Below are 2910 nucleotides of genomic sequence, written 5' to 3' on the forward strand. Positions count from 1 at the left end.
ATTGGAATGCGCCCTGCAGCAGCAAGAACCACAGAGTTCTACCGGCGACCCTGCTAACCAATTGATTCTCTTNCCCGATTAACCGGACAGTACTGCCTCAGCCAAAGAAAAGCCCCGCGACGCGGGACTCTTCATGCAGCGTGTTGCCGTGCGGCCGACGATCAGGCCGCCGCGGGCTCGGCTGGGGTGACCGGCGTCGAAGGCGCACGCGGGCCGCGGGCGAAGCGGGTGGCGAGCATCCGGCGCAGCTCGTCCACGCCCTGCCCCTTGCCGGTGACTTTGAGCACGGCGTAACCCTCCAGCGCATTGGTCATCAGGTCGCTGCCCACCGCCATCTGCGTGTCGTCACCGCGCTGGCTCAGCTTGGACAGCCGCGCCAGGCACGGACGCAGCGCATCCAGCGTGGCCAGGTCGCGACGATAGGCCGGACAAGCCGGTCTCCATGCGTACGTCATTCCCGATCAGGCACCAGTGCCAGTCGATAACCGAGCGCCTTCGCCACCTTCATGGTGTGTTGGCAAGGCTGGGGTTGCCTTCACCCGACAGTGCCTTGTACAGCCCGGCGCGGGCCATGCCAGCAGCCTCGGCCAGCTGGCTCATGTTGCGTGCGCGCGCCACCGTGCCGAGGGCTTTCAGCATGAATACGGGGTCGTTGGGCGCTTCCTCCGCGCAGGCTTCGAGATAGGCAGCTATGTCCGCCTCGGTCTCGAGGTAGTCGGCACTGTCGTAACGGGAAAAGGTCTCTCGCACGCCTTTCATGATCCACGCTCCCACTCGGCTGCAACGCGCTGGGCTGTCTTGATATCGATACGCTGGGTGCGCTTGTCGCCACCGGCCAGCACCACCACGAGCACCGAGCCACGCTGCATGAAGTACACCCGATAACCGGGGCCGTAGTCGACCCGCAACTCGCTGACTCCGCCGCCTGCCGGCTTGACGTCACCAAAGTTTCCGCCGGCGATGCGATCAAGCCGAGCCGCGATCCGTGCCCTGGCGCGGGCATCGCGCAGGCTGACGAATCAAGTATCGAACGTCGCGGATTTGACCAAGTCAAACACAGATAAAATGCAAACTGTGGTTGTCACTCAATCAAGCCATCGTAGGCGGCCGCGTACTCGACTCATGAAGTGCGGGAAGAGAGAATCTCGGTACGGCTGCTGCCCCGCGATGATCGAGCCCAAGACTCGACGCTCCGTCAACGAGCGAGCAGCCCACCAGGACGTGCCGGTCAGGTGGACCCGCATCAAGTGAACCTGACGCCCATCCTTAACTTCCTCCGTCCCGATTTTCGCATCGCACGCGACGGCTACGCCCACGGCACCGATTCAGCGAGCAGCTCGCGCAACCGCGACTCGCTCATGCCGGCCAGATCCTGCTCCGCCAGCCGCATGTTCTGCGCGCTCATGGCCGTCTTGCGAACCGCGCCATCGCCGGAACAGGAGAACACCAGCAGCGTCCCCCCAAACGAGCCATCCAGCACGGCCGCTTGCCAATGTCCGCCTGCCGCATCATCAAAATTGCGCATGAAACCGGAACCCATCTGAAATGAAATTGGCGTCGGGCGGCAGTTCCCCGCCGACACCCCCGAAAGCCTACTACTCCGCTGCTGCCTTGGCGCTTCGGTCGGGCAACAATGGCGGCGACATCCCCCACGAAAAAGCTGCCAGGGACAATTTGGCGGCTCCTGTTGCCGGCCGGAACTTATCCCTGACATTTTTCATGACACCTGTTCCGGTGGGCAGGCAGCGGTCACGCGGCACGTGACGCGTTGTCCACCACGGACAAACGCGGTCGCCCGGCATGGTAAGCGCCCTGCTCCTCGCGAACACCGGGTTTCGTCACGCGCGGTGGCTTCAGTTCCTGCGCATTCACATTTCTGATGATGTCGCGCAGGTTCTCCACGTCGCGGACGATGGCATCGCCCATGATCGACAGCGTGACATCGGACAACTCGGCGTGATCGCTGCAGGTCACCACATTGCCAAGCGCCCGCAGGCTGTCGAGCAGCCGGTCGATCCCGTCGAACTGATCCAGGGTGACGCCGAAGAGGAAGCGGTTGCCGGCCTCATCCATCACTGGCTCGGTGGCGTCCGGTTTTGCGGCTTCCGTGTAAGCCTCCGCGTCCGCATCGGCCTCGCCTGCTGCCGCCCGTTCGCCACGCTCGGCCGGCCAGGAGAGTTCGTCCAGCACCTGGGCGATCTGCTCCTCCAGCAACTCCAGGCAGATCGCCACCTCGCCCGGGCGAATCTCCGCATACCACTCCTGATCCTCGTCCGGCCTGCGCGGTCGCGCCAGGTTGGTCAGGAACCCCACGTATTCGCGTAGCTGTTTCAGCCGCAGCTGGCTGTCCTCCGGCAAGAAATAGCCCGTCGTTTCCAGATCTTCAGAATCGAACGTCGACATGGTCGCCTCCTAATTCCATGAAGTGCCCGTCCACGGAATGAAGACGGACGGGAAGTCGGGAGGTTAGAAACCGCTAACAGACGGCGAGCGTATTCCCCTTGCGGGTGTTGTATTAGCCGCCCTCCCGACGCAGGCATCGCGTCGGTCCATGCCCGCAGCAACACGGGCACAAAAAACCCACCGGTTTGTCGGAGGTGGGTGCCGCTGTTAGAGGAGTTTCTACGCTCCTTGAAATCGAGTCTGCTACGACTGTGGAGGGGAGTCAAGACAGCTCCATGGCTATCGGTTGTCGTCCATGACACGTTTGCGGTGAGGCGTGGGCAAGTGAAACCGACCCCGTTTTGTTCGAATGGGATCGGTGCGCTTCTGTTATGAGAATCAACGGCCAATGGTGCCGCCTGACGATAGAAATTCCTGATTAGCGACGACGCTCAGCCGACTGTCGCGTGATGTGAGACGTGCGCGGCGGAGGCTCAGTGCCATGTTACGAGGCGGAGAACCGGCATG

General features: G+C 62.7%; 4 protein-coding genes and 1 pseudogene. All 5 read right to left on the reverse strand.

Annotation, left to right across the window (positions count from 1 at the left end):
- Positions 1 to 161 precede the first annotated feature (161 nt).
- The 5 genes and pseudogenes from RHOOR87_RS19480 to RHOOR87_RS0118380 all read right to left on the reverse strand — a co-directional run bounded on the left by RHOOR87_RS19480 (position 162) and on the right by RHOOR87_RS0118380 (position 2403).
- Positions 162 to 455, reverse strand: a complete 294-nt coding sequence (locus RHOOR87_RS19480) for a hypothetical protein (protein WP_196807000.1) — start codon at positions 453 to 455, stop codon at positions 162 to 164.
- Positions 452 to 759, reverse strand: a pseudogene (locus tag RHOOR87_RS19485) (addiction module antidote protein). Before RHOOR87_RS19485 ends, RHOOR87_RS19480 begins: the two are co-directional and overlap by 4 nt.
- Entirely contained in the window at positions 756 to 1010 is a 255-nt protein-coding gene (locus RHOOR87_RS20125) for a type II toxin-antitoxin system RelE/ParE family toxin (RefSeq protein ID WP_081700036.1), read from the reverse strand. The pseudogene RHOOR87_RS19485 and the gene RHOOR87_RS20125 overlap by 4 nt, the downstream one beginning before the upstream one ends.
- A gap of 296 nt (positions 1011 to 1306) precedes the next feature.
- Complete coding sequence (locus RHOOR87_RS0118375; protein ID WP_007511327.1) at positions 1307 to 1540, reverse strand: hypothetical protein; 234 nt, start codon at positions 1538 to 1540, stop codon at positions 1307 to 1309.
- A 209-nt stretch (positions 1541 to 1749) separates the two neighbouring features.
- Positions 1750 to 2403 (reverse strand): hypothetical protein, encoded by a 654-nt coding sequence (locus RHOOR87_RS0118380; protein ID WP_007511324.1) that lies wholly within the window; start codon positions 2401 to 2403, stop codon positions 1750 to 1752.
- Between the last annotated feature and the right edge of the window lie 507 nt (positions 2404 to 2910).

Source organism: Rhodanobacter sp. OR87, assembly GCF_000473345.1.
GTDB classification, from domain to species: domain Bacteria; phylum Pseudomonadota; class Gammaproteobacteria; order Xanthomonadales; family Rhodanobacteraceae; genus Rhodanobacter; species Rhodanobacter denitrificans.

Bases quoted from the DNA above. Each gene is read 5' to 3' on its own strand.
- RHOOR87_RS19480 (WP_196807000.1), bottom strand. From the start codon at position 455: ATGACGTACGCATGGAGACCGGCTTGTCCGGCCTATCGTCGCGACCTG.
- RHOOR87_RS0118375 (WP_007511327.1), bottom strand. From the start codon at position 1,540: ATGGGTTCCGGTTTCATGCGCAATTTTGATGATGCGGCAGGCGGACAT.
- RHOOR87_RS0118380 (WP_007511324.1), bottom strand. From the start codon at position 2,403: ATGTCGACGTTCGATTCTGAAGATCTGGAAACGACGGGCTATTTCTTG.